The 1,662-nt window shown below is 25.7% G+C and carries 1 protein-coding gene; it reads left to right on the top strand.

Annotated elements, in window-relative coordinates; all coding sequences use genetic code 11:
• Positions 1 to 125: 125 nt before the first annotated feature.
• A partial coding sequence (locus QX51_RS11390; RefSeq protein ID WP_039680038.1) for a DEAD/DEAH box helicase occupies positions 126 to 1,662 on the top strand: 1,537 nt, incomplete at its 3' end.

Genomic DNA, 1,662 nt, shown 5'->3' with positions numbered 1-1,662 from the left:
AAATTATATAAACATAAAAATATCATGGGGTTACCTCATGATATTTTTATTATAAAGCGTTTATGTTTTATTTAATTTATTGGAAATTATAATAAATAAGAAATTATAAAAGAAAAGGTGAAAAAATGGAAATAGATAAACTTGGAGAAGTATTAAGAACTTATACAGATAAACTAAAATACAATAGTGGATTTGCAGCATATAAAAGAAATTATGTAAGCAATGATTATGTAAATGTAAGTGGTAGAGAAGCTACATTTTATGCAACAGTTTTTGATGAATATCATAGACGTAGCTATACTGCTATGATGAATATAAATACTGAAAATAGAACAATTTCTAATCTTAGTTGTGATTGTCAAAATGTATTTAATAACAAGGGGCCTCAAGTATGTCCTCATATGGTAGCAGCAGTTCTTGAAGGAATAAAGAAGCTAAGGAACAAAAGAAAAGAAGAATTTTCAGAGGAAGATATAATACTAAATCCAACTGTAATATTTGACTTAAGCCAATCTAGGGGTGGAAACTTAGGGGCAAGTTTACATATTGAAGGTATAGACAAAAATGAGTATGGGAATATATATGAGTCATATAAAGATAAATATAAGTATCATCTTATGCCTAATGGTAGCTATATTGATTTAAAAGATAATGATTTAGAGAAAGTATTTCAACTTATAGATATACTAGGGGTTTATGGAGATTTACAAAAAATAAAAATACCAAATAATAAAGCTATGTTTTTAGAAAAGTTGACAGAAGGGGATACTTTTATAAGTGGTAGGAAATATATAGAGAATGTAATAAAAAAATATGATAAATTAAATAAAGATGTGAAAGTTCCAGATAAATTAAATGCAAAGCTTAGAGATTATCAAGTGGAAGGGTTTGAATTTTTCAATACTTTAGCAAATTATAATTTTGGTGGTATTTTGGCAGATGAAATGGGACTTGGTAAAACTGTACAAACTTTATCTTTTTTACTTTGTCAAAAAGATAAAAAATCAATAGTTATAACTCCTACATCTCTAATTTTTAATTGGAAGAGTGAATTTGAAAAGTTTACACCAGATATTAAACTAGGAATAGCTTATGGTAGTAAGTCTCAAAGGGAAAAAATATTAGAAAATCACGAAGAATATGATGTTGTTTTAACTAGCTATGGAACTTATAAAAATGATATTGAAAAATATAAAAATATAAATTTTAATTACTGCATAATAGATGAAGCTCAAAACATTAAAAATCCAGAGTCCATAATTACAAAAGCTATTAAAGAAGTAAATGCAGATGTTAAATTTGCTTTAACAGGAACACCGATAGAAAATAATCTTATGGAACTTTGGTCTATTTTTGATTTTGTTATGCCGGGATATTTATATAATAAGAAGAAATTTGAAAAAATATTTGCTAATAATGAAAAAAATCATTGTCAGTTAAAAAATTTAATAAAACCATTTATGCTTAGGAGAACTAAAAAAGAAGTTGTTGATGAACTTCCAGATAAAATAGAACAGAAATTTTATGTGGAATTAGAAAAGGAGCATAAAAGAGCCTATAGAGGATTTGTAAATTTAATAAAAAGAAGAATACTAGAAAATAATGAGGATAATATGACTGTTTTTTCTTATTTAACAAAATTAAGACAACTTAGTATTGCAC

Origin of the sequence: Terrisporobacter othiniensis, assembly GCF_000808015.1 — a bacterium.
Classification (GTDB): domain Bacteria; phylum Bacillota; class Clostridia; order Peptostreptococcales; family Peptostreptococcaceae; genus Terrisporobacter; species Terrisporobacter muris.
This window is presented reverse-complemented; position numbering and strand designations above follow the sequence as displayed.